The following is a 21,373-nucleotide window of genomic DNA, read 5'->3' on the forward strand; positions in this document are numbered from 1 at the left end:
CTTTCCTCTTGCCCCAAATATCCCCGCCGGAGGCACGCGCCGCGAGGCGCGTTAACCCTGCTGAAACTGGACAATCCGCCGCCCATGTGACAAGGCATCGGCAACAGGAGAACCGTGATGACCACCACCCGTTTTGCCCCGTCGCCGACCGGCTATATCCACGTCGGCAACCTACGCACCGCGCTGATGAACTACCTGATCGCCCGCAAGGCCGGCGGCACTTTCATCCTGCGCATTGACGACACCGACCCGGAGCGGTCCAAGGAAGAATACGTCGATGCCATCAAGCAGGACCTGGAATGGCTGGGCCTGACCTGGGACAAGGTGGAGCGCCAGTCCGAGCGTCTCGACCGCTATGTCGCAGCCGCGGACAAGCTGCGCGAAATCGGCTGTTTCTACGAGGCGTTCGAGACCCCGGTCGAGCTGGACCTGAAGCGCAAGAAACAGCTGAACATGGGCAAGCCGCCGGTCTATGACCGCGCTGCGCTGGCTCTGTCAGAGGACGAAAAAGCCGCTTTGCGCGCCGAGCGCGGCGATGGCGTCTGGCGCTTCAAGCTGGATCATCAGCGCATCGAATGGCCTGACGGCATTCTGGGCGATATCTCCATCGACGCGGCTTCGGTCTCGGACCCGGTGCTGATCCGCGGTGACGGCCAGTTCCTCTACACGCTGGCCTCGGTTGTCGATGACACCGAAATGGGCGTGACCAATGTGGTGCGCGGTTCGGACCATGTGACCAACACTGCCACTCAGATCCAGATCATCGAAGCGTTGGGCGGTACCGTACCGTCCTTTGCCCACCACTCGCTGCTGACCGGCCCGCAGGGCGAGGCGCTGTCCAAACGTTTGGGCACGCTTGCGTTGCGCGACCTGCGTGAAGCCGGGGTGCAGCCGATGGCGCTGCTGTCCTTGATGGCCCGCCTTGGTTCTTCCGACCCGGTGGAGCTGCGTTCGGAATTGGCCGGGCTGATCGATGGCTTCGACATCAACCGCTTTGGGGCAGCCCCCACCAAATTCGATGTCGAGGATCTCTATCCGCTGACCGCCCGCTACCTGCAGTCGCTGCCGCTGGAGGCGGTGCAAAGCCATGTAGACGCACTGGGCGTGCCTGCCGCGAAACAGGCAGCCTTCTGGGATGTGGCCAAGGAAAACATCACCACGCTGAAGGATCTGGCGGGCTGGTGGGAGCTGTGCCGCGACGGTGCCGAACCGCTGGTAGCCGACGAGGACAAGGCGTTCATCGCCGAAGCGATGGCGCTGCTGCCGGAAGGCCCGTATGACGCGGACAGCTGGAAGAACTGGACCACCGCAGTGAAAGAGGCGACCGGCCGCAAGGGCAAAGGCCTGTTCATGCCGCTGCGCAAGGCGGTCACCGGCATGGAGCGCGGCCCGGACATGTCGGCGCTTCTGGCGTTGATGGAAACTGTCCGCGCCCGCGGCTGATTGAGGTTCGCCAGAATTTAAAAAATAGGCGGCGCTTCAGGGGGCCGCCTATTTGCTATCGGGGGCTCCCGCCCGCCGGACCGGCATCAAAGATGCCGTGCCGCCGGTTGGGCCCGGCGCCGCGCGGAGGCGCGGCGCTGCACCGCTCCCATAGGGAGCGGTGCCATGCCCAACTGTGCAAAGCGCATATTTCATGCGCCGGAACAGGCGGGAGCACACCCTTTTGCCAGTCACAGGCCGCTTAGCCCCAGCTGCCATCCTTCAGTTCCCGGCACATTTCCGTGGCGGCTTTGGCCATATCCGGGTTCGGATGCTCGCCAAGCGCGTCCAGGGATTTTCCCATCCAGCGCATGACTGATGGGGCATCACTGCCGCAGCGGGCAATCGGGGGAAAGGCGCAGGCCAGCAGATGCTGTGCGGTGACCGGCGGGATGCAGACATTGGGAAAGGCAGCCTTGCGGGCGTCGCTGGTCTCATCCGCGGGCGTGTTCTCCCACAGCAACCGTTCCAGCCGGCCCATGACTTCAACCGCGGTGCCGGGGTCATTAACGCCGGGCGACAGCGCCTTTTGCGCGGTCTCTGCCAGCAATGTCAGGCCGAAAGACGGGTCCTGATCAAAGCTGCGTACATCCCCGATGTCGATCGCAGCTGAAGCCGCCTTGCAGAAGTCATTGTCCCCGGCGGTGGCCCAGGCCACCGGCTGGCCGCGCAGAATGTATTCGCCGGGAGCGCGCGCCAGGGTGATCTGCGTGCCGGCTTCCTCAGCCAGATCGTTCAGCTGGGTCAGCCCGGCAAAGCGGACAAAACCGCTCTTGGCGGCTGGGATATCAACGGCGTCGCCGGGTTTGGCCTCTTCACGTGCGCACAGCCCGCCCAGACAGGGTTTTTCCATCCGCGCGCGCAGGCTGGCGCGGGTGCGGATTTCGATCAGCCGCAGGGTGTGGTCCATGCTCCCAAGGCTCGACAGGTGATCAATCCAGCGCAGGATGGCGCCGACGATCAGAATCACCACGATGATGGTCAAGCCAAACACCACCAGCGCGCCTTCCGGCGTGTAATAGCGGGCCCGGAACAGGATCACCGCGCTCAGCGAATAGATGAATCCGCCCACAAAGGTTGCCAGAACCCGGTGGGTGACGGTGTCTTCCAGCAGCAGCCGGTAGACCCGCGGCGTCGCCATCGAGGCGGCGGTGCGGTAGGCGCTGACCATGACGTTGAGCGAAAAGGTGGTGACCGCCAGCATGCCCGACGCCAGGATCGTCAGCACCGGCAGCACTGCCTCGCGTCCGAATTCCTCGCTCAGACTGTCCGGCAGCAGCGGTTTCGCCAGCGGCGCCAGCAGCAAAGCCAACAAGGAAAAAAGGGAAATCAGAACAACTCTGAACCAGAGTTGCCGTGCAATCCGGCCGAGGTGCAGCAGCGCCTTTTCTATCATGACCCTGAGACTATCCGGCTGGCACCTGTACTGTCGATCAGTTCATCAAACAATTTACGCTCGGCCGCTGAAACCGGCTGGTGGCGCGGATAGCGCGGCGCGGCGCGGTCGTTCAGAACCGGGGCGTCCCAGCCATCGGTCGTTGCAACAAAGCCGTGCAGCCCGGCCTCGCCAAAGACCTGCAAATAGCCCTGCAGCACCACATCCAGATAGCTGAGCAGGATAGGGTGCCGCGCGGTGATGCCATTTTTGTTTTCCGCGGCAACGGCATAGACTGAAATTTCCGGCGCCCCGCCCAGCCCGTGCTGCACTGCACCTGATGCAGGCAGCCGATCATAGGCGAACTCGCGCTCATCCAGTGCGGCCCAGTCTGCTCCGGGCACTTCGGCAATCAGCCCGTCAATTTCGCTGTCTGCGCAGGGCACCGCCGACAGGAAGGCGACTTCGCGCAGGGCGGTATGAACCCAGGCCCGCCGCCAGCCGCGCAGCCGTGCCGGTGCCGCCCCGCCATAGGCATGCGTTGCCGTGTTCACCAGGCTGCCGTAGCCAAAGAAATATGGGGCTGTCATCCGCTCTGCCTATCGTTCGTGTTTCCGGTTATTGATGTATGTCAAACCGCTTTTTGCCGCCATGTGCAATAAGCGATGCACCATAGCTGCGGGAGCGACCCATGCGCATTACCAAAAGGACCAACATTGCCGTGCGGCTGCTGATGTATTGCGCCGCGCACAAAGACCGACTGGTGACCAAAGCCGAGATCGCGGAATGCTGCAATATCTCGGAAAACCACCTTGCGCAGGTGATCAACCAGCTGAGCCAGCTTGGCTATCTGGCGACCCAGCGGGGGCGCAATGGCGGTATGAACCTGGGCAAGCCCGCATTGGATATCCGGATCGGCGACGTGTTCCGCGATGTCGAAGGCGGCCTGCCGATGGTGGAGTGCTTTGCCGACGCGGACAACACCTGCCCGTTGACCGATGCCTGCCGTCTCAAGCTGGCACTGGCTGATGCGGCACAGGCGTTTTACACCTCGCTTGATGACATCACGCTGGAGGCATTGGTGTGCGACAACCACGACCTGTTGCGCATTTTGCAGCCGGTCTCCTGCGGCGCCCGCTAAGACCGCCGCAGCGCCGTTTATTCCCTTGCGCGCAGGATGCGGGCGGGCTTTGCCGCCAGCGGGCGCAGGGCAAAGGCCAGCCCGGCCAGCAGTGTTGTCAGCACCCCGCCTGAGATCACCATCAGCGCATTCGGCCAGATCACCGCATAGCTGGTCTCGAACACATAGGCATTGATCGCCCAGGCTCCGGCAATGCCCGCCGCCAGCGCCACCAGCCCGGCGGCGGCGCCCAGCAGGGCGGACCGCAGGGCAAAGCTCAGCAGGATCTGTTTGCGCGGCGCGCCCAGTGTTTTCAGCAGTGCTGCCTCATACCGGCGCGCAGGTTCTCCAGCCGCGGCGGTGCCCAGCAGTACCAGAAACCCGGTCAGCAGCGTTGCTGCGGCGCCATAGGCGGTGGCGGCGGCCAGCTGGCGTAGAATGTCCGCCACCCGGTCGATCGCATCACGCATCCGGATCGCGGTGATATTCGGCATTTCGCGGGCCAGATCGCGCAGGATTGCGGCCTCGGCCTGCTCTTCGGCATAGACGGTGGCGATGAAACTATGCGGCGCACCGGCCAGGGCGGACTCGTTCAGGACCATCACAAACCCCATGCCCGCGGTGGAGAAATCCACATTGCGGAAGCTGGTGATGGTGCCCGTGATGTCGCGGCCCAGGATGTTCAGCGTCAGCGTGTTGCCCAAGGACAGCCCCAGTTCCTCCGCCTCCTCGGCAGCAAAGCTGATCTGCGGCGCCCCGGCGTAATCCGCAGGCCACCATTCACCGGCGGTGACCTCGGTGCTGTCAGGCCGGGCTGCGGCATAGGTGATGCCGCGGTCGCCGCGTACCACCCAGTGGTCGCCTGCAACCTCAGTGGCGGGCTGGCCGTTGATGCGGGTCAGAACCCCGCGCAGCATCGGTGCGTTCTCTACCCGGGTCACAGCCGGGTCATTCTCGACCCGCTCCAGAAACCCGGGCATCTGGCTGCGCTGGATGTCGACAAAGAAATAACTGGGCGCCACATCCGGCAGGTTGCCCGCAATAGCGCGGCGCATGTTGCCGTCGATCTGGCCGATGGCGGCCAGCACTGTCAGGCCAAGACCCAGTGCCAGCACCGCAGGCACCGCACCGTCCCGCGCGCTGCCAATGGACGACAGCGCCCAGCGAAGGGCAGGCCGCCCCCGCGACGCGCCGGAACCGCGGCGTGCGAGAAAACCAATCCCCAGCGCCGCAACCAGCAGCACCATAAGCGCCCCCATCAGCCCGCCCGCTGTCCACAAGGTCAGCTGAGCCGAGCCGCTGAACCAGGCAGCCATCCCCACCAGTGCCCCCAATGCCAGCGCGGTCGCCAGCAGATAACGGGGCGCAGGCAGCCGGGTTTGGCTGGCAAAAGCATCCCGGAACAGCGAGGCGGCGCGGATGCGTTCCGCCCGCGCCAGCGGCCACAGGGCAAAGATGAAGGCGGTCAGGACGCCATAAATCGCCGCCTCGGCCAGTGCGGACGGATAGATTGAAAACACCGCCGGGAACGGCAGCTGCGCGGCAATCAGCGGCCCCAGCAGCATTGGCCCCAAGCCGCCCAAAACCAGGCCGATCCCCACTCCGATCAGCGTCAGCGCGCCGATCTGCAGGAAATAGGTCAGGAAAATCGTCTGCCGCTCCGCCCCCAATGTGCGCAGGGTGGCGATGGTGGCGGTCTTGGTCGCCAGATAGGCGCGCACGGCGGCGGACACGCCAACCCCGCCCACCGCCAGGCCGGACAGGCCCACCAGCACCAGAAACCCGCCGAGACGTTCCACAAATGAGGATATCCCCGGCGCGCCATTTCTTGCATCGCGCCAGCGCATGCCGGTGGTCTCAAACAGGCCCTCTGCCTCAGCCTTCAGCGTGCTCAAATCACGGCCTGTCGGCAGTTCCATGCGGTATTTGGTGTCAAACAGTGTGCCCGGCTCCAACAGCCCGGAACCCGCCAGATCCGCTGTCCGCACCATAGTGCGCGGGCCCAGTTCAAAGCCCGAGGCCGCGGCGTCCGGCTCCAGCACGATCAGCGCCATCAGCCTGAAATCCTGCGTGCCCAGCCGGAACGTATCGCCCGGCTGCAATCCCAGCCGGTCCGCCAGTACCCGGTCCATAACACCGCCCGGCAGGCCCTTTGCGCCTGCCAAAGCGGTCTCCAAGGGTATCGGTGGCGAAAGCTGCATCGCTCCCTTCAACGGGTACAGCCCGTCCACCGCCTTCACCTGGGTCAGCCCGCGCTCCTCGCCTACAGTTGCCATCGAGCGGAACTCGGCAATCTCGGAATAGCGGACCGCTTTCCGGTCCAGCCAGCCGCGCTCGTCCTCATTGGCAAAGCGGTAGGTGAAGTTCAGCTCGGCGTCGCCGCCCAGGATGGTCGCGCCTTCGCGCGACAGCCCGGTTTCAATCGACGTCCGGATCGAGCCGATGGCAGCAATCACCCCGACCCCCAGCGCCAGACAGGCCAGAAAAATGCGGAACCCTTTCAGGCCGCCGCGCAGCTCCCGCAGGGCAAAGCGCCAGGCGAGGCGGAAGGCGGCAGCATTCATTCCGCGGCCTCGCGCGCGGCGGCGTCATCCACCCGTCCGTCGCGCAGCCGGACCACCCGGTCGCAGCGGGCCGCCAGTTCCGGCGCGTGGGTCACCATCACCAGCGTGGCGCCGTACCGGTCGCGCAGACCAAACAGCAGGTCCATCACCGCCTCGCCGTTGGTCTCGTCCAGATTGCCGGTGGGTTCATCAGCCAGCAGGATCGCAGGCCGCGGCGCCAGTGCACGGGCCAAGGCCACGCGCTGCTGCTCACCGCCCGACATTTGCGCCGGGAAATGGCCGGCGCGATGGCCAAGGCCAACTGCCTCCAGTTCCGCCTGGGCGCGGTCAAAAGCATCCTTGACGCCCGCCAGCTCCAGCGGCGTGGCGACATTTTCCAGCGCCGTCATGGTCGGGATCAGGTGAAAGCTTTGAAACACCACCCCCATGTTGTTGCGCCGGAACCGCGCCAGCGCGTCCTCGTCCATTGCCGTCAAATCCTGGCCAAGCGCTGTGATTGTGCCGCCGGTTGCCTGCTCCAGCCCGCCCATCAGCATCAAGAGCGAGGACTTTCCGGACCCGGACGGCCCCACCAGTCCCAACGTCTCCCCCCGCCGCACATCCAGCGAGATGCCGTGCAAAATCTCTACCGGGCCGGTATTGCTATTCAGGGTCAAAGACGCATCTAACAGATGCAGAACGGGGCTGTTATCGTTGGTCATCGGGCCTGCCTGTTGGATCCACCTATCGGATATGGAGTTTTTGCGGCGATGCACAAGATACTGGCGCTGTTGAGTTTGCTGCTTTTTTCAAACGCCGCCTGGGCTGAGCCGCTGCGGATCACGGCATTGGGCGACAGTCTGGTGCAGGGTTACGGGCTGCCGCAGGACCAGGGTCTGGTGCCGCAGCTGGAGCACTGGCTGAATGAAAACGGCGCCGAAGTGGTGCTGCAGAATGCCGGTGTGTCCGGCGACACCACCGCCGGCGGGGCAGAGCGGGCGGAGTGGACGCTGTCGGACAATCCCGACGGTTTGATCGTGCTTTTGGGCGGCAACGACCTGCTGCGCGGCCTGGCGCCAGCGGCGGCACGGACCAATCTGGCCCTCATCCTGCAGGAGGCCGAAACCTTGGGTATTGAAACCCTGCTGATCGGCATGAAGGCGCCGGGCAATTACGGGCCGGACTACAAGACCGCTTTTGATGCGATATACCCGGACTTGGCTGCCGAATTCGATGCGGTGCTGCATCCGGATGCTTTTGCGGGCATTGCAGCAGAGGCGGGCGGCGACCCGGCGGCGGCGCAGGCCTATTTGCAGGATGACGGCATCCACCCGAATGCCCGGGGCGTTGCGCTGAATGTGGCTGCGATCGGACCGGCAGCCCTGCAGCTGGTCACGGCGATTCAACAATGAAAACAGCCCCGGCGGGCAGGGCTGTTTGAAAGCTCTCAGGCGTGATCAGAAGTTCGGATCAGGAGGCCAGTGCGATATCAACCGCGGACTCGCGGCCGTCGCGGCCAGCCTGCAGTTCGTAAGTCACTTTCTGATTGTCGGCCAGGCCGGTCAGCCCTGATCGCTCAACTGCGGAAATGTGGACAAAAATGTCCTTGCCGCCATCATCGGGTGCAATAAAGCCGTAGCCTTTGGTGGTGTTGAACCATTTGACGGTGCCAGTCGCCATCGTCGTATTCTCCTAAGTCGTCTCAATTCTCTGCCCGCGTCATGCGGCAGAACGGCAGCGGTCTGCAAAGGGTCATAACCGCGCCGGTAAGGCAACAGTGATGATACTCGCGTGACGTTGCGGTGACAGAATTGAGTAGGAATCACCCCAGGCGCAAGAAAAAATCCAAAGTGACGCCGTGTCTCCGGCAGAACCGTGCCTAAAGCACTGTCACAACCGTGCCGAGCGGAACCCGCTGATACAGATCCGTAACGTGCTCATTCATCATCCGGATGCAGCCGTTGGATACCGAGTGCCCGATGGTTTGCGGCTGGTTGGTGCCATGGATGCGGAAATAGGTGTCGATGCCGTTCTGAAACAGATACAAGGCCCGCGCACCCAGCGGATTTTCCGGCCCGCCGGGCTGAATGTACTCATTGTCGACAAACTTGGCATAGGCCCGCGGATCGCGTTCGATCATCTCGTCGGTCGGGCGCCAGGTGGGCCAGACCTTTTTGCGTTCGATCACGGCAGTGCCGGTGAACTCCAGACCGGCCTTGCCGACACCAACGCCATAGCGCATCGCCTTGCGCTTGTCGGTGACAAAGTAAAGGTAGTAGGAGCGCGGCAGCACCAGGATCTGCCCCGGGGCAAAATCCTTGCGGATCCGGACCTCCTGCGGGGTGGGATCAAAGGGAGCGGGGTCTTTCTTGCGGGCCAGCGCAGGCAGCGGAAGCAAGGTTGCTGCGGCGGCCGCAGTACCGGTACTCAGAATTTTCCGGCGTGAAATCATAGCTAAATCTCCGGATGTCTGTTGTGTCGTCTAATCATCTTCCGGCGCGGAATGCGCTGGGTCAACGGGTTTCCGCAGACGGGCCGGCAAGTGTTGCAAGCGTAGCAGCAGCCAGGGTGCAGACGGCAATCCAGCCAAAGTACCAGAATTTCCCGGCCAACAGGTCCTCGGCGTAAGACGCGGCGAATTGCGCCTTGCCTGCTGCCGCGATGGCAAAGGCCGCGGCACCGAAGACCGCGAAACCCGCGGCTGCCAGCCAGCGTGGCAGGTGCAGCAGCCGGACGGCAAGGGCCAGCGCAAGACCGGGCAGGGCGCCCAGCCAGATCACTTTGCCCGCCCACCAGGGATGTGCCCCCAGGCCTGCGGTCAGATTCATAAAATGCGCCAGTTCGGCGGCTGCCAGAACGGCCGCAAGCGGCGGCAGGAGGCGGAGTATCTGTTGCATGCCTTTGATATTGAAGCGGCGGCCTGCAGCTTCCAGTGCTGATTACAGGTTTGTGAAGCTCCGGCGGCGTCTCTTGCGGCCTGGCAGCCGATGTCTGTATCAGGGCAGGATTGAAGCGGAGGAACCATCATGGGTGCCAAGACCCTGACCTGCCTGGCCTGTGCCCAGCTGAACCGGGTGCCGGAGGACAAGCTGGGCAAAGGCCCCAATTGCGGCAGCTGCGGCGCGGCGCTGATGCCGGGCAAGCCGGTGGACGTGGACCCGGCCACATTGCAGAAGGCGGCGCAGAATGACGATCTGCCGCTGCTGGCCGATTTCTGGGCGCCCTGGTGCGGGCCCTGCCGGACAATGGCACCGGAGTTTGCCAAGGCCGCTAAGGCATTGGGCAGCAAGGCGCGGCTGGTCAAGCTGAACACCCAGGACCACCCGTCCACCGGTGCGCGATACCGCATCCGCGGCATCCCGACCTTGGTCGCCTTTGAACGCGGCAAAGAGAAAAAACGCCAGGCCGGCGCGATGCGGCAAGGCCAGATCGTCAGCTGGCTGCGCAGCTAGGCGCGGTTTCCGTAGGCTTGTCCGATGACCGGCTGCGACTGCAGCCAGCAGCGCAGGGAAAGCCCCGCGATAACCAGCACGGTCGCGCCCAGCCCGGCTGCCGGATACAGCAGCAGGCTCAGCCACAGCGGCAGCGCGGCCACAAAAAAACCAAACGCCGTGGCGCACATTCCGGTGATCATGCCTGCGAACAGTCCAGCCCAAACCATGGCAACTCCTTCTCCGGGAGCAATCTAGCCTGACCGCCCCAGTGTCTCTCAAGACTATCTTGCGGGCAATTTTGCTTAAAAAAGGTTTAAAATGTGTCAATAGGCTGGGCAGAGCTGCGCGAAAGGGTGGTGCAGGCCTATTTTGAGGTCAGCGCCACGCCGTCCTTGGCCTTGGGCATCTTGCCCTTGCCCTTCTGCAGCACATGGGTCAGCTCATGCGCCAGCAGGTCGGTATCCTTGGCGAATGCAGGCTTCATCACATAGATGTTGTTGCCGACGGTAAAGGCTTTGGCTTTCAGTTCCTTGCAGACGTCCTTGGCATTGCCGCCGACATGCACCCTGACCTTGCCCAGATTACCGCCGAAATGCGCCTCCAGCCCTTTGCGCAGATCGCCGGGCAGTTTCTTCTCGGACGTGCCTTCGGGTTCGGTCTTGAGCTTTTTGCGCTTGGCCTGCTTGCCGCCAAGCGCCTCGACCTGTGCCTTCACTTCTTCCGGTTTCAGGGCCATGGGATTCATCTCCAATGCATAAACCAACAATTGGCGCACAGAGCGCCTGAGGCGATGGTAGCGCGGAGTTGCGGAAAGACGAAACAGAGAGGAGAGGCCGTTGGTGACGCTCCCTCATTGACGGTTCAGCCAAGCATCATCAAGCATCATAATGGCTGTTCAGAGGACGGGAGGCCAATCTCCCGGGTCCGCCCAGGCAGCCGCTGTCGCAGCTGTTTGATCCCGCGGTATGATGGTGCGGTCCTCTCGGTGGAAGGGAAGCAAGCACTAGCCCACCTGGCACTTTCCCCGTGACACAGGGTGTGCATCAAAGCTGCTAAAGTTATGCTTCATTGGCAACTAAAGGAATTGGCGATCCCTGAAGGACTCGAACCCTCAACCTGCTGATTAGAAGTCAGCTGCTCTATCCAGTTGAGCTAAGGGACCGCTTGGCGCCAGTTATGACAGGCGGGTGCCAAGGGTCAAGCCGCTGCGCGCAAGTCCAGGTGCATGAATACTGACCAAGGGTCCGCTGCGTAGTCCCCAAAGGGCGCGCATTGCTTAAAACCAAGGGATTCATACAGTCTGCGCGAAGGCAGAAAATCATCGGTGGAGCCAGTCTCCAGAAAGAGGCCTGTGGCCTCTTCTTTGCGGGAAAGCTGCAGCAGGAATTCCAGCATTGCGCGTCCTGCTCCGCTGCCGCGGGCCTCGGACACCGTGTGCATGGACTTCAATTCGCGTGCGCCGCCTTCCAGCAGTTTCAGCGCCCCCATGGCAACCGGTTTGCCGCCCTGGCGCAGCAGAAAGAACTGTACATCAGGACCTTCAAGGCCGCTTGTATCCAGCGCGTGGCAGCTTTCTTCCGGCGATTGTGCCGCCATTTGCGAAAGATGCCGCCGGATCAGGGCTGAAGCTTCCGGTCCGGCCGGGTCTTCCGGGCTGATCTCAAAGCGGGGCATAATGTGCTGCACCTCCTGCTCTTGGGGATGTGTATAGAATTTCTGCAATCTGTCTCAGGCACCAGACAGCTACCCTTTACCCCTCAGTGTCAAGATATGACGGCACCTTGCCGTCACGTTGAAACCGGCCCGGAGGTGCGGCACGTTTGGCATGGCTGCCGGTGATTTTCAGACGCAGAGCCGCAACAGTGCTGCGGATCAGGTGCCGGGGATAGGGAATTCGACAATCCGCCAATAGCGGTCAACCATATCGACTAGTTGCAAGAAATCACGCCCTGCTGTTTCCTTCACGATATAGCCTGCTGCATTCAATTCATAGGCAGCTTCGATGTCCTGCTCGTGGCTTGAGGTCGTCAGGAAGAATACCACTGACCTGCTGAGTTCAGGATCTGCGCGCAATTCCTGGACCAGCTCGATGCCGCTCATCCGCGGCATCTTGATATCAACCAGCAGCACATAGGGCTGTTGGACCTTGTCCTTGCCGCCCGTCCCGCGGAGGTAATCCAGCGCCTCAAGCCCGTCGATCGCGCGTGTGATCTCATTTGCGATTTTGACTTTCTTGAATGCCCGCTCAACGGCCTTGGCGTCCCCGTGGTCATCATCCACCAGAATGATGTTCAGATCCTTATGAGAGGTCTGCCCGCCGCTGTTCATTCTCATCATACTTTGGCTATCCTTTGTTTGGGCAGGCCGGCTTGGGCCAAGTGAACCGGAATGCGCAGCCTTCGCCCGGCGAAGACTGCAAAGAGATTTTGCCGCCCGCATTTTCCACGTGTTTCTTGACGATCGCCAGGCCGATACCGCTGCCTTCGACCACGTCGCGCGACTTCAGTGTTTGAAACATCTTGAAAATCTGCTCGTGAAACTGCGGATCAATACCGGGACCGTCATCGGCGACCGTAATGGCATACATGCCGCCGTCGTCTTCCAGCAGCACGTCAACCACGCCTGTGCTGGTTTCGTTGTGCTTGATCGCGTTGGAGATCAGGTTGGCCAAGATCTGCTTCAACGGCATGTTCGGAAGCTGGATGGCGGCGAAACCGGGGTCGGTATTGATGGTGACCCCCTTTGGCTGGTCGAGCAGCATCAGTACTTCATCCATCAAATCGCTGCCTGGCATCAGCTGTTGATATCTGGCGTCCGTCTTGCGCCCGGCACGGGAATACTCGTGCAAGTCGTCCAGCAGTTGTTCCATCCTCGAAATCCGGGACCGGATGAGCTGCAGGTTTTCCCGGCTCTCATCGTCCATGGCGTCGGCGAGATCCTCCTCCAGCCAGCTGGAGGCGTTTCCGATAACCCGCAGAGGCGCCCGAAGATCATGGGAGGCAATATAGGCAAAATCGTCCAGATCCTGGTTCGAACGGGACAGATCACTGATGAACTGCTCGCGCTCCGCTTCGGCGCGCTTCTGTTCGGATATGTCGCGGACGATACCGCTGAACAGATGGTGGCCGCCGATCCGGACTTCGCTGACAGACAATTCTAGCGGGAAGACACTGCCGTCTTTGCGTTGTCCCTGAACCTCACGGATAGTGCCAATGATTTTCCTTTGTCCGGTCCTGAGGTAGTTGCGGAGGTAGCTATCATGCTCGGAATGGTAAGGATCCGGCATCAGACATTTGATGTTCCGGCCAATGACGTCACCGGCCGCATATCCGAAAATACACTCGCAGGCGCGGTTGTAGCTCAAAATTGCCCCTTCGGTGCTGATGCTTATCATCCCTTCGACTGTGTTGTCCTGTATGGCGGCAAGCTCAGTCGTTTTCTGCACCAGCGAAAGCTGGGCTGCTTTCTGCTGGCGAACGATGAAGGCAAGCGCCCAAAGCGCCAATACAGTAAGTGCCCGGTTGGTCAGGACGATCCATTCATTGATCCCGACACGCGGAAACAGCAGATAGCCAAGAATCGTCAGCACAGTGGTAGCTGCCGCATACTTGTAGGCCGTGTTCGGATTATCATCCCAAAGAGCGCACAGGACAACGGCCACATAGATAAGGCCGCCCGCAATCCCAAGCGGCGTCAGCAGATCGAAGATAAAACCGGCGCCAACGAGCAGGGCTGCAGTGCCGTGCGTCAGGTACCGGATGCGATTGCCACGGAGTGGCTGGGAGGCGTCCATTTGTCTGGAAAATGTCATCCTTGGGGCTTTCTGCTGCTGCGCAAGCGGACCAAAGCCTGCTTACTGATCGCTGGTATTCCCTGCTGCGCGCTGCATCGGGCCGGCATTTTTGACCAGATTACACTCTTTGGAGATTTCAGCAATAGGCGCGCAACTCTAAGTTGCTGATTGCGGACAGGCTGCTTGCTGGGCGCTCCTTAGGCTCTGGCACATAACCAAAAAGTAACCGTTGCAGCCGTGTCGATGGCAAAGAGGACACGGGCCGCTCCCCGATGCCTGGGCAGTTTCGAGCACTAATTTGGCTACTCTCTGGCTCTGCCGATCGGGCAGCGCTTGAACTTTTGCCGCTTTGGTTTGCCACCCTCGGCGTCCGGCAGTCTGGATAATCCGCGCCGCTGCAAGCAACGATGCTATGAATGAGACTGCCAGCGCCAACGGTTCGAGAGAGCATTTGAATCGCGGCAGGTGCCGGATCGCGGGCTGTAGAGCGCAGCCGTATCATAAGGCCGTGGCGCCTCACCCGATTGATCTCTCCGGGAAATTATGTGCATCAAGGCTGCTATGGTTTGCAAGCTGCCGCATATCCGCCCGGGCCAAAGCGTCGGGCTTCTGGGAGGGTCCTTTGATCCGCCGCACCGCGGCCATGCGGCGATTTCCCATGCGGCCCTGCGGCGGTTCGGACTGGATCACCTGTTCTGGCTGGTGTCCCCGGGCAACCCATTGAAAGCGCGCCAGCCGGCCGCCCTGCAGCGGCGGATCGCAGCGTCGCAAGACCTGATCCAGCACCCGCGCATCCACATCAGCGGCATCGAGGCGGATCTCGGCACCCGCTACACCGCCCAGACTCTGCGCCACCTGCGCCGCCGCCATCCGGGCGTGCGCTTTGTTTGGCTGATGGGGGCGGACAACCTGACCCATTTCCATCGCTGGAAAGACTGGCAGCAGATCCTGGACACCGTGCCGGTGGGGGTGCTGGCACGGCCGAACGACCGGATCTCAGCGCGGTTTTCCCCCGCAGCGCGCTTTGCCCGGCAGTCGATGCTGAAAGGCTGCCAGAGCCATTTGCTGGCGCGGGCCACGGCTCCGGCCTGGTGTTTTGTCAACGTGCCGATGGTGGATGTCAGCTCAACCGAAATCCGGGCCCGCGGCGAATGGTCAGCGGCGGAGCACGGCTGAGGCCAGACCGGCGGACAGCACCACCGCCAGCCCGGCCCAGGTCCATGCATCAGGCAGCTGGCTGAAGACGGCCCAGCCGAGGCTGACAGCGGCGACCAGCTGGAAATAGACCATTGGCGCCAGTTTCACCGCCTGCACCCGGCCATAGGCAAACAGCAGCAGCAGATTGCCGGTCATTGAAAACGCCGCGCTGCCCACCGTCAGTGCGGCGGTCGAGGGCGAAAACTCAGGCAGGCTGCCGAGGCCCAGAGGCAGCATCAGGATAGCGGAAAGCAGCAGCTGGGTCAGGCTCAGCTCCAACGGCGACCCCAGATGCGCCAGCCAGCGCGAACTGGTCAGGAAACCGCCATAGAAACATCCTGCCAGCACCGCCCACAGCAGGTTGATGGAGCCTCCCAGGCCAGGCCGCACCACCATCAGCACGCCGAGGAATCCAAGTCCCATCAGCAGGCTGCGCAGCAATGTCGCCTGCTCCCGCAAAAGCAGGACCGACAGCACATAGCTGATTACCGGACCGACAAAGAAGGCGGCAAAGACATTGGCCAGCGGCTCGGTCGCCAGTGCCAGCTGGATCGAAAAAATGCCGCCGGTCAGCAGTCCGGCCCGCAGCCACAGCCGCCAATCGCCCAGCAGCGCATAGGCCCGGCGCGGCACAAACGGCAGGATCAACGCGGTGCCGATGGCAAACCGCGACCAGGCGACAAACGCCGGTGTGGCCAGCCCGCCGCCCGTCAGCAGCTTCCCGCACAGATCGCCCGCAGGGATCATTGACATGGCCACGAACATAAGGATGACTGCTTGCAACATGCTGCCAGCGGTAGCAGGACTTCCCACCGGGAAAAACCCCGGATCCTGCGGCGGATTGCCGTGGAAACGGGATTGAAGAAGAGCAGGTCCTGACACTAAAAATGAATAAGATGATTTCACGCCGGACATTCCTCCTTTCCGGGCTTGCCGCTTTGGCGGGTTCCTCAGCGCTGGCCAATGCGCCGGCGGTATCGCTGCGGCCCGTGGCGCGCCGTGTCAGCTCTCTTGCGGCCGGAGCGGACGGGCTCAAGGCGCTATTGGCGCGGGCCAATCTGCCGGGCCAGGCGGTCTGTGCGGTGGCCGATGTGAAAACCGGCAAGCTGCTGGAATCCTCGGGCCGGGCCGAAGCCCTGCCGCCTGCCAGCGTCGCCAAGGCGCTTACCGCGCTGTATGCGCTGGATGTACTGGGTGCGGATCACCGGTTCGAGACCCGCATACTGGCGACCGGCGGTGTCGCGGGCGGCGTGGTCAAGGGCGACCTGATCCTGGCCGGCGGCGGCGACCCTATGCTCAACACCGATCATCTGGCACTGCTGGCCAAGGCGTTGAAAAACGCCGGCGTGCGCGAGGTGCGGGGCAGATTCCTGGTCTGGGACAGCAGCCTGCCTGCGGTCAGAACCATCGATCCGGGCCAGCCCGACCATGTCGGCTATTCCCCCGCCGTGTCCGGCATCGCGCTGAACTTCAACCGGGTGCATTTCGAATGGAAACGCGCGTCCGGCGGCGGCTGGGCGATCACCATGGACGCAAGGACCGAGAAATACCGTCCCGAAGTGGTCAATGCGCAGATGAAAATCGCCTCGCGCTCGGGGCCGGTCTATACCTATGCCGAAAAAGGGGGCGTCGATCACTGGACTGTCGCCGCCAAGGCGCTGGGCAAGGGCGGATCGCGCTGGCTGCCGGTCCGCAACCCTGCGGCCTATGCCGGCGATGTGTTCCGCACCCTGGCGCGGGCAAACGGGATCAAGCTGGACAAGGCAAAACCCGCCAAATCCTTGCCCCAGTCGCAACTGCTGGCCCGGCATCACAGCCCGCCGCTGGACATGATGCTCAAGGCGATGCTGAAATACTCCAACAACCTGATGGCCGAGATGATCGGCATGTCCGCCACCGCCGCACGCGGCAGCCGGCCTGCTTCGCTCAAGGCCTCCGCCGCCGAAATGAACCGCTGGGCTGCCGGAAAATACGGCATGTCCGGTACCAGGCTGGTGGATCATTCCGGCCTTGGCGAGGCGTCGCGGATGACGCCGGGGGATCTGACCGGTGCATTGGTTGCGGCCTACAAGACGGGCCGGCTCAAGCCGCTTTTGAAACCCTTCCGGATGCGTGATGCCAAGGGCGGTATCGTCAAGGGCCACCCGATCAAGGTTGCTGCCAAGACCGGCACGCTTAATTTTGTCTCGGGCCTGGGCGGTTTCATGACCGCTGCGGACGGGACGGTACTGGCCTTTGCCATTTTCACTGCTGACCAGAAAACGCGTGCCCGCATCCCCCGCGCACAGCGCGAACGCCCCAAGGGCGCGCGCGGCTGGAACCGCCGCGCCAAGAAGCTGCAACAGCAACTGATCGAACGATGGGGCGCGGTCTACGGCAGCTGACCCGGGTCCGGGACAGGCGGGATTGGTCTGGGCATAATGCCGGAATCTGGACGTTTTGTCCGGTCCGGTTACATGGCAAACCTGCGCAGGACGGCGGCGCAAGCTGCCGCGGAACTGCTTGGAAAAGGATGCCTGCCATGACCGGTCTCACCAACGAACACGGCCAGCCCATCGGTGCGCCGCTGCCGGACTGGCGCGGGGCCCGGCACCCCGGCCACACCGGCATGGCTGGGCAATACTGCCGGGTTGAGCCATTGAACGCGGACCGCCACACCGCGGATCTGTTCGCGGCTTTCCAGCAGGACCGAACCGATGCGATTTGGACCTATGTGCCCTATGGCCCCTTTGAGACGCCGGCAGGCTTGCGGACCTGGGCGCAGGCGGCCAGCGGCGTGGATGCGCAGCCCTGCTTCGCGGTCATCAACGGGGACAGCGGCAAGGCCGAAGGCATTGCCAGCTATATGCGCATTCAGCCCGCCCACGGCGTGATCGAGGTCGGCGGCATCACCTTTGCCCCGGCGCTGCAGCGGACGCGGGCGGCGACCGAGGCGATCTATCTGATGATGGCACGGGTGTTTAATGATTTGGGCTGCCGCCGCTTTGAATGGAAATGCGACGCCTTGAATGCGCCGTCCTGCCGCGCGGCAGAGCGTTTCGGTTTCACCTATGAAGGTCTGTTCCGCCAGGCCATTGTGTATAAGGGCCGCAACCGTGATACCGCTTGGTATTCAGTGCTGGATGTCGAGTGGCCCATGCTTGAAGCCGCCTATCAGACGTGGCTTGATCCAGCAAACTTCGGTGGCCAAGGACAGCAGAAGCAAAGCCTCGGCAATTTGATCGCAGAAGCCAGACGGACGGGCTGATACCGCAGGACCCTGAGCAGCCAGTCCCGCCCGCGCTTGGCTGCTTATATTTCTCCAGGCCAAAAGTCCGGAAAACCGCACGGTGGCAGCAGTTTCCGCCACGCCGACCGACCCGGCACCGGGTTCTTCTTCTGGCTGAAAATATCCCGGGGGAGGCCGCAAGGCCGGGGGCAGCGCCCCCTTCCGCCGTTCAGATCATGCGCCGTTCAGACCATGTGCCGCGCCCGTGCCCCGCGTTCGATGGCCGCGGCATGCAGCCGGTCGATGTTCAGCTCATAGCGGACCTCCGCCAGGAACTCGAGCTCGGTTTCGCCCAGGATCCCGTCCGCAGCCGCCACATCGCAGGACAGCGCATAAGCGGTTTCAAACAGCCGCTCCGGCAGATCGCCGCGGATGAGGCCGAACAGCGCCGCCAGACCGTCTTCCTGTTCAAACAGGTCCAGAACCGTCTGCGAGACCCGCGTCACCCGGTCGATGTCGTAATCGGCAAACACCGGCAGCATGTTGACCGCGGACTGGATTTTCACCAGCTCGGCGGTGCGGATATTTTCGTCCGAGGCAGAAACCGCCACCATCAGCGCCACCAGACAGTCCTGCGGGGACATCGGGTGCGGGGTTTGCTCACTCATGGACGGAATCCTTCTTTGCGCAATATTGATCCGGCCACGATAGGTAGGCCGGCGGCGAGGTTCAACAACAGGCTGCGGCTGCGCGGAGTTTTTATCCGCTCTGCGGCGGCAAAAGACGGCGCTGCCCGGCCAGTGATTATTGACTCATGCTGCATCAGCACAATAGAGGAAAGGGCTGGATGCATGGGGCATCCGCACTGATCTTGCGGCCCCTGGAAAACCGGAAATGACGCCGCCGATGGAGAACACAAATGTCTGATGTGCGCGAAGAAGCTCTCAAGAGCAAAGCCTGGCCGTTTGAAGAGGCCCGCCGGGTTCTCAAACGTTACGCCAAGGGCGCGCCGGAAAAGGGCTATGTTCTTTTTGAGACCGGCTATGGCCCCTCGGGCCTGCCGCATATCGGCACCTTTGGCGAAGTCGCCCGCACCACCATGATCAAGACCGCGTTTGAACTGATCTCGGACATTCCAACCAAACTGATCTGCTTCTCGGATGACCTTGACGGGATGCGTAAGGTGCCGGGCAATGTGCCCAACGCCGACAGCCTGCATGAGCATCTGCAAAAGCCGCTGACCTCGGTGCCGGATCCGTTTGGCACCCACGAAAGCTTCGGCCACCACAACAACGCCATGCTGCGCCGCTTCCTTGATACCTTCGGATTCGAGTATGAGTTTTACTCGGCGCAGGAGTTCTACAAATCCGGCCAGTTCGACGAGGTGCTGAAACGCGCCGTCGACAAATACGACGACGTTATGGCGATCATGCTGAAGTCCCTGCGCGAAGAGCGCCGCCAGACCTATTCGATCTTCCTGCCGATCCATCCGGAAACCGGCCGCGTCCTGTACGTGCCGATGAAAAAGGTCTGCGCTGAGACCTACACCGTCACCTTTGACGACGAAGACGGCAAGGAATGGACCCTGCCGGTCACTGGCGGCAACGTGAAGCTGCAGTGGAAGCCGGACTTTGGCGCCCGCTGGGCCGCGTTGGAAGTCGATTTTGAGATGTACGGCAAGGACCATTCCACCAATACGCCGATCTATGACGGCATCTGCCGGGTGCTGGGCCACCGCGCACCGGAGCATTTCACCTATGAGCTGTTCCTGGATTCCAATGGCCAGAAAATTTCCAAGACCTCTGGCAACGGCATCTCGATCGACGAATGGCTGACCTATGCCTCGACCGAGAGTCTTGCGTATTTCATGTACCAGAAGCCGAAGACCGCCAAGCGGATGCATTTCGACGTGATCCCCAAGGCGGTCGACGAATACCACCAGCAGCTGCGCGCCTACCATGGCCAGGACCTGAAGGGTCAGCTGAACAACCCGGTCTGGCACATTCACGGCGGTGACGTGCCGCAGTCGGATATGGTGGTGCCGTTCTCGATGCTGCTGAACCTCGCTTCGGCCTCCAGCGCCGAGGACAAGGCAACGATGTGGGGCTTCATTAACAAATACGCGCCTGATGCGACCCCGGAAAGCAATCCAACGATGGATCAGGCGGCAGGTTTTGCGGTGGCATATTTCAACGACTTCGTGAAACCGGCCAAAGTGTTCCGCCTGCCCACCGATCAGGAGCGTGCAGCGCTGCAGGATCTGGCGGATGCGCTGAAATCGCCCGAGGCTGCGCTGGCAGCCATCGCCAAGAAAAACGAACTGGCCGGCAATGATGATGAGCTGCCCGAGGCTGATTTCGCGGATGAGGAATTCCTGCAGTCCGTGGTCTTTGCCATCGGCAAGATCCACGGCTTCGAGCCGCTGCGCGCCTGGTTCTCGGCGATCTACGAGGTGCTGCTGGGGGCCTCCCAAGGCCCCCGTTTCGGCGGCTTTATCGCGCTTTACGGCGTCGCGGACACCATCGCGCTGATTGAGCAGGCGCTGGCGGGCGAGCTGGCGTAAGCTTTCGCGCAATCGTGATCAGCAAGGGCGCGGATTTCCGCGCCCTTTTCTTTTTCAGCCATGCGCGGCGGTCTGCGGCCTTGTCCCGCGCTATGCGCCAGCTCCCCCCAAAAATTTTTTGACGTTACGTCACTTTGCCCTAACTGGAGTCAAACGGACCGGGAGGGGCAGATGCGCAGTGTTCTGTTTGCGGGGGTAAGTGTTTTTCTTCTGGCCTTCCCGGCAATAGCTCAAAGGGAGCCGGTCACAGCTGTGATCGGCTCTCAGATTTCTGCCTTCCTGAACAATGATACCGAAACCGCCTTCTCCTACGCTTCGCCGTTGATCCGGCGCCTATTCGGCACCCCGGACCACTTTGCCGCGATGGTGCGCCAGGGCTACCCGATGGTCTGGCGGCCCGCCGAAGTGCGCTATCTGGACTTGCGCGAAGTGGCAGGCAGCTATTGGCAGCGGGTGATGATCACTGACACAAAGGGCCGCGTGCACCTCTTGGATTACCAAATGGTTAAGCCTGGAAGTGAATGGAAAATCAACGCGGTACAGCTATTGAACGGGCATGCTGAAGGCGCCTAGGCCCAGGCCTGCGCACGCACCGCTGGGCGGAATTTAACGCGGCATCTGTAAACCCTTTTCCCTGAACGCGACATGCTCAGCAGGA

The 21,373-nt window shown here is 62.2% G+C and carries 23 protein-coding genes, 1 tRNA gene and 1 pseudogene; 9 read left to right on the forward strand and 16 right to left on the reverse strand.

Annotated features, from left to right (window positions below; translation table 11 throughout):
• Positions 1 to 117: 117 nt before the first annotated feature.
• Positions 118 to 1,443 (forward strand): glutamate--tRNA ligase, encoded by a 1,326-nt coding sequence (gene gltX, locus L1069_RS04925; protein WP_237454986.1) that lies wholly within the window; start codon positions 118 to 120, stop codon positions 1,441 to 1,443.
• A 241-nt stretch (positions 1,444 to 1,684) separates the two neighbouring features.
• Here the strand turns inward: gltX and L1069_RS04930 are convergent, their stop codons facing one another.
• Both L1069_RS04930 and L1069_RS04935 read right to left on the reverse strand, forming a co-directional pair.
• Positions 1,685 to 2,878: a DUF2254 domain-containing protein gene (locus L1069_RS04930; protein ID WP_237454987.1), complete on the reverse strand. Its 1,194-nt coding sequence runs from the start codon at positions 2,876 to 2,878 to the stop codon at positions 1,685 to 1,687.
• Positions 2,875 to 3,447, reverse strand: coding sequence for a gamma-glutamylcyclotransferase family protein (locus tag L1069_RS04935; RefSeq protein WP_237454988.1), 573 nt, complete (start codon positions 3,445 to 3,447; stop codon positions 2,875 to 2,877). The genes L1069_RS04930 and L1069_RS04935 overlap by 4 nt, the downstream gene beginning before the upstream one ends.
• Positions 3,448 to 3,548: 101 nt before the next feature.
• Between L1069_RS04935 and L1069_RS04940 the strand changes: the two genes are divergently transcribed.
• Positions 3,549 to 3,998 (forward strand): Rrf2 family transcriptional regulator, encoded by a 450-nt coding sequence (locus L1069_RS04940; RefSeq protein WP_129369544.1) that lies wholly within the window; start codon positions 3,549 to 3,551, stop codon positions 3,996 to 3,998.
• Between the two features lie 17 nt (positions 3,999 to 4,015).
• Here the strand turns inward: L1069_RS04940 and L1069_RS04945 are convergent, their stop codons facing one another.
• Together L1069_RS04945 and L1069_RS04950 are read right to left on the reverse strand one after the other, a co-directional pair.
• On the reverse strand, positions 4,016 to 6,541 hold the full coding sequence (locus tag L1069_RS04945) for an FtsX-like permease family protein (RefSeq protein WP_237454989.1): 2,526 nt from the start codon (positions 6,539 to 6,541) through the stop codon (positions 4,016 to 4,018).
• Positions 6,538 to 7,242, reverse strand: coding sequence for an ABC transporter ATP-binding protein (locus L1069_RS04950; protein ID WP_129369546.1), 705 nt, complete (start codon positions 7,240 to 7,242; stop codon positions 6,538 to 6,540). Before L1069_RS04950 ends, L1069_RS04945 begins: the two co-directional genes overlap by 4 nt.
• Positions 7,243 to 7,290: 48 nt before the next feature.
• Here L1069_RS04950 and L1069_RS04955 point away from each other — a divergent pair, with 48 nt between their 5' ends.
• The gene (locus L1069_RS04955) at positions 7,291 to 7,932 is read left to right on the forward strand and encodes an arylesterase (RefSeq protein ID WP_129369547.1); all 642 of its coding nucleotides are present in this window, start codon (positions 7,291 to 7,293) and stop codon (positions 7,930 to 7,932) included.
• A 58-nt stretch (positions 7,933 to 7,990) separates the two neighbouring features.
• Here L1069_RS04955 and L1069_RS04960 read toward each other — a convergent pair whose 3' ends face one another.
• From L1069_RS04960 to L1069_RS04970, 3 genes are all read right to left on the reverse strand, one after another.
• Positions 7,991 to 8,200: a cold-shock protein gene (locus L1069_RS04960; protein WP_024088679.1), complete on the reverse strand. Its 210-nt coding sequence runs from the start codon at positions 8,198 to 8,200 to the stop codon at positions 7,991 to 7,993.
• Between the two features lie 199 nt (positions 8,201 to 8,399).
• The gene (locus tag L1069_RS04965; RefSeq protein ID WP_129369548.1) at positions 8,400 to 8,972 is read right to left on the reverse strand and encodes a L,D-transpeptidase; all 573 of its coding nucleotides are present in this window, start codon (positions 8,970 to 8,972) and stop codon (positions 8,400 to 8,402) included.
• A 61-nt stretch (positions 8,973 to 9,033) separates the two neighbouring features.
• Positions 9,034 to 9,348, reverse strand: a complete 315-nt coding sequence (locus L1069_RS04970) for a hypothetical protein (protein ID WP_134828920.1) — start codon at positions 9,346 to 9,348, stop codon at positions 9,034 to 9,036.
• A gap of 198 nt (positions 9,349 to 9,546) precedes the next feature.
• Here L1069_RS04970 and trxC point away from each other — a divergent pair, with 198 nt between their 5' ends.
• Positions 9,547 to 9,972 carry a thioredoxin TrxC gene (gene trxC, locus L1069_RS04975; protein ID WP_237454990.1) on the forward strand — a complete coding sequence of 142 codons (426 nt, stop codon included), beginning with the start codon at positions 9,547 to 9,549 and terminating at the stop codon, positions 9,970 to 9,972.
• Here trxC and L1069_RS04980 read toward each other — a convergent pair.
• The 7 genes and pseudogenes from L1069_RS04980 to L1069_RS05010 form a co-directional block, all read right to left on the reverse strand.
• Positions 9,969 to 10,181, reverse strand: coding sequence for a hypothetical protein (locus L1069_RS04980; protein ID WP_237454991.1), 213 nt, complete (start codon positions 10,179 to 10,181; stop codon positions 9,969 to 9,971). The genes trxC and L1069_RS04980 overlap by 4 nt on opposite strands.
• A 137-nt stretch (positions 10,182 to 10,318) precedes the next feature.
• Positions 10,319 to 10,690: a DUF4157 domain-containing protein gene (locus tag L1069_RS04985; RefSeq protein ID WP_129369552.1), complete on the reverse strand. Its 372-nt coding sequence runs from the start codon at positions 10,688 to 10,690 to the stop codon at positions 10,319 to 10,321.
• 349 nt (positions 10,691 to 11,039) lie between these two features.
• Positions 11,040 to 11,116, reverse strand: a tRNA-Arg gene (locus L1069_RS04990).
• Between the two features lie 35 nt (positions 11,117 to 11,151).
• Positions 11,152 to 11,628: a GNAT family N-acetyltransferase gene (locus L1069_RS04995; RefSeq protein ID WP_237454992.1), complete on the reverse strand. Its 477-nt coding sequence runs from the start codon at positions 11,626 to 11,628 to the stop codon at positions 11,152 to 11,154.
• Between the two features lie 198 nt (positions 11,629 to 11,826).
• Positions 11,827 to 12,291, reverse strand: a complete 465-nt coding sequence (locus L1069_RS05000; protein ID WP_343328039.1) for a response regulator — start codon at positions 12,289 to 12,291, stop codon at positions 11,827 to 11,829.
• Positions 12,292 to 12,298: 7 nt separating this feature from the next.
• A complete protein-coding gene (locus L1069_RS05005) occupies positions 12,299 to 13,765 on the reverse strand; it encodes a PAS domain S-box protein (RefSeq protein WP_237454993.1) in 1,467 nt (488 codons plus the stop codon).
• Between the two features lie 299 nt (positions 13,766 to 14,064).
• Positions 14,065 to 14,163 (reverse strand): annotated as a pseudogene (locus tag L1069_RS05010) (IS481 family transposase); the annotation flags it as partial.
• Between the two features lie 127 nt (positions 14,164 to 14,290).
• Here L1069_RS05010 and L1069_RS05015 point away from each other — a divergent pair.
• Positions 14,291 to 14,923 carry a nicotinate-nucleotide adenylyltransferase gene (locus L1069_RS05015; RefSeq protein WP_237454994.1) on the forward strand — a complete coding sequence of 211 codons (633 nt, stop codon included), beginning with the start codon at positions 14,291 to 14,293 and terminating at the stop codon, positions 14,921 to 14,923.
• Here the strand turns inward: L1069_RS05015 and L1069_RS05020 are convergent.
• Positions 14,903 to 15,709, reverse strand: a complete 807-nt coding sequence (locus L1069_RS05020; protein WP_205877327.1) for a DMT family transporter — start codon at positions 15,707 to 15,709, stop codon at positions 14,903 to 14,905. The genes L1069_RS05015 and L1069_RS05020 overlap by 21 nt on opposite strands.
• A gap of 131 nt (positions 15,710 to 15,840) precedes the next feature.
• Between L1069_RS05020 and dacB the strand changes: the two genes are divergently transcribed.
• Together dacB and L1069_RS05030 are read left to right on the forward strand one after the other, a co-directional pair.
• The gene (dacB, locus tag L1069_RS05025; protein WP_237455007.1) at positions 15,841 to 17,328 is read left to right on the forward strand and encodes a D-alanyl-D-alanine carboxypeptidase/D-alanyl-D-alanine-endopeptidase; all 1,488 of its coding nucleotides are present in this window, start codon (positions 15,841 to 15,843) and stop codon (positions 17,326 to 17,328) included.
• Between the two features lie 137 nt (positions 17,329 to 17,465).
• Complete coding sequence (locus L1069_RS05030; protein WP_237454995.1) at positions 17,466 to 18,191, forward strand: GNAT family protein; 726 nt, start codon at positions 17,466 to 17,468, stop codon at positions 18,189 to 18,191.
• Positions 18,192 to 18,397: 206 nt separating this feature from the next.
• On the opposite strand, the gene L1069_RS05035 is transcribed toward L1069_RS05030, so the two are convergent.
• Positions 18,398 to 18,820, reverse strand: coding sequence for a tellurite resistance TerB family protein (locus tag L1069_RS05035; RefSeq protein WP_027257720.1), 423 nt, complete (start codon positions 18,818 to 18,820; stop codon positions 18,398 to 18,400).
• Positions 18,821 to 19,071: 251 nt separating this feature from the next.
• Here L1069_RS05035 and L1069_RS05040 point away from each other — a divergent pair, with 251 nt between their 5' ends.
• The gene (locus L1069_RS05040) at positions 19,072 to 20,715 is read left to right on the forward strand and encodes a lysine--tRNA ligase (protein ID WP_237454996.1); all 1,644 of its coding nucleotides are present in this window, start codon (positions 19,072 to 19,074) and stop codon (positions 20,713 to 20,715) included.
• A gap of 171 nt (positions 20,716 to 20,886) precedes the next feature.
• Positions 20,887 to 21,288, forward strand: coding sequence for a DUF4864 domain-containing protein (locus L1069_RS05045; RefSeq protein WP_237454997.1), 402 nt, complete (start codon positions 20,887 to 20,889; stop codon positions 21,286 to 21,288).
• The last annotated feature ends 85 nt before the right edge of the window (positions 21,289 to 21,373 follow it).

Origin of the sequence: Leisingera sp. MMG026, from assembly GCF_021654205.1 — a bacterium.
GTDB lineage: Bacteria > Pseudomonadota > Alphaproteobacteria > Rhodobacterales > Rhodobacteraceae > Leisingera.

Excerpts from the sequence above, each read along its gene's own strand:
- gltX (WP_237454986.1), top strand. The coding sequence starts at position 118 with ATGACCACCACCCGTTTTGCCCCGTCGCCGACCGGCTATATCCACGTC.
- L1069_RS04930 (WP_237454987.1), bottom strand. The coding sequence starts at position 2,878 with ATGATAGAAAAGGCGCTGCTGCACCTCGGCCGGATTGCACGGCAACTC.
- L1069_RS04935 (WP_237454988.1), bottom strand. The coding sequence starts at position 3,447 with ATGACAGCCCCATATTTCTTTGGCTACGGCAGCCTGGTGAACACGGCA.
- L1069_RS04940 (WP_129369544.1), top strand. The coding sequence starts at position 3,549 with ATGCGCATTACCAAAAGGACCAACATTGCCGTGCGGCTGCTGATGTAT.
- L1069_RS04945 (WP_237454989.1), bottom strand. The coding sequence starts at position 6,541 with ATGAATGCTGCCGCCTTCCGCCTCGCCTGGCGCTTTGCCCTGCGGGAG.
- L1069_RS04950 (WP_129369546.1), bottom strand. The coding sequence starts at position 7,242 with ATGACCAACGATAACAGCCCCGTTCTGCATCTGTTAGATGCGTCTTTG.
- L1069_RS04955 (WP_129369547.1), top strand. The coding sequence starts at position 7,291 with ATGCACAAGATACTGGCGCTGTTGAGTTTGCTGCTTTTTTCAAACGCC.
- L1069_RS04960 (WP_024088679.1), bottom strand. The coding sequence starts at position 8,200 with ATGGCGACTGGCACCGTCAAATGGTTCAACACCACCAAAGGCTACGGC.
- L1069_RS04965 (WP_129369548.1), bottom strand. The coding sequence starts at position 8,972 with ATGATTTCACGCCGGAAAATTCTGAGTACCGGTACTGCGGCCGCCGCA.
- L1069_RS04970 (WP_134828920.1), bottom strand. The coding sequence starts at position 9,348 with ATGAATCTGACCGCAGGCCTGGGGGCACATCCCTGGTGGGCGGGCAAA.
- trxC (WP_237454990.1), top strand. The coding sequence starts at position 9,547 with ATGGGTGCCAAGACCCTGACCTGCCTGGCCTGTGCCCAGCTGAACCGG.
- L1069_RS04980 (WP_237454991.1), bottom strand. The coding sequence starts at position 10,181 with ATGGTTTGGGCTGGACTGTTCGCAGGCATGATCACCGGAATGTGCGCC.
- L1069_RS04985 (WP_129369552.1), bottom strand. The coding sequence starts at position 10,690 with ATGGCCCTGAAACCGGAAGAAGTGAAGGCACAGGTCGAGGCGCTTGGC.
- L1069_RS04995 (WP_237454992.1), bottom strand. The coding sequence starts at position 11,628 with ATGCCCCGCTTTGAGATCAGCCCGGAAGACCCGGCCGGACCGGAAGCT.
- L1069_RS05000 (WP_343328039.1), bottom strand. The coding sequence starts at position 12,291 with ATGATGAGAATGAACAGCGGCGGGCAGACCTCTCATAAGGATCTGAAC.
- L1069_RS05005 (WP_237454993.1), bottom strand. The coding sequence starts at position 13,765 with ATGACATTTTCCAGACAAATGGACGCCTCCCAGCCACTCCGTGGCAAT.
- L1069_RS05015 (WP_237454994.1), top strand. The coding sequence starts at position 14,291 with ATGTGCATCAAGGCTGCTATGGTTTGCAAGCTGCCGCATATCCGCCCG.
- L1069_RS05020 (WP_205877327.1), bottom strand. The coding sequence starts at position 15,709 with ATGTTCGTGGCCATGTCAATGATCCCTGCGGGCGATCTGTGCGGGAAG.
- dacB (WP_237455007.1), top strand. The coding sequence starts at position 15,841 with ATGATTTCACGCCGGACATTCCTCCTTTCCGGGCTTGCCGCTTTGGCG.
- L1069_RS05030 (WP_237454995.1), top strand. The coding sequence starts at position 17,466 with ATGACCGGTCTCACCAACGAACACGGCCAGCCCATCGGTGCGCCGCTG.
- L1069_RS05035 (WP_027257720.1), bottom strand. The coding sequence starts at position 18,820 with ATGAGTGAGCAAACCCCGCACCCGATGTCCCCGCAGGACTGTCTGGTG.
- L1069_RS05040 (WP_237454996.1), top strand. The coding sequence starts at position 19,072 with ATGTCTGATGTGCGCGAAGAAGCTCTCAAGAGCAAAGCCTGGCCGTTT.
- L1069_RS05045 (WP_237454997.1), top strand. The coding sequence starts at position 20,887 with ATGCGCAGTGTTCTGTTTGCGGGGGTAAGTGTTTTTCTTCTGGCCTTC.